The sequence below is a fragment of the Mesorhizobium sp. WSM4836 genome (assembly GCF_055811815.1).
The window spans coordinates 1-476 of the sequence record NZ_JBVVQF010000094.1; the positions used below are offsets into that span (position 1 = coordinate 1).

Annotated in this window: 1 protein-coding gene and 1 pseudogene; both read right to left on the reverse strand. The window is 59.7% G+C overall.

The features are described from left to right. Positions 1-311, reverse strand: a 311-nt coding sequence (locus AC0L2P_RS32240) for a TCP-1/cpn60 chaperonin family protein (protein WP_292136986.1), incomplete at its 3' end; no start/stop codon positions are given. Between the two features lie 69 nt (positions 312-380). Then, a pseudogene (locus tag AC0L2P_RS32245) lies at positions 381-476 on the reverse strand (co-chaperone GroES); the annotation flags it as partial.

The window sequence follows — 476 nt, forward strand, 5'->3', positions numbered from 1 at the left end:
TGGCCTTCCTGGACGATCGACTGTGCCAGAACGGTCGCGGTCGTGGTGCCGTCGCCGGCGATGTCGTTGGTCTTCGAGGCGACTTCGCGGACCATCTGCGCACCCATGTTCTCGAACTTGTCCTCAAGCTCGATCTCCTTGGCGACGGTGACGCCGTCCTTGGTGATGCGCGGTGCGCCGAACGACTTATCGATGACGACGTTGCGGCCCTTCGGACCGAGCGTGACCTTCACCGCGTCGGCGAGGATGTTGACGCCGCGCAGCATGCGCTCACGGGCATCGCGGGAGAATTTTACGTCTTTGGCAGCCATGTTTAGCTCCTGGCAGGGGCTCGCAACGAGCCCGAAGATTAAAGATTCAGTTGACGGTAAGGCCGATGATCAGCCGATGATGCCCATGATGTCGGATTCCTTCATGATCAGAAGGTCTTCGCCATTGAGCTTGACTTCGGTGCCCGACCACTTGCCGAACAGGAT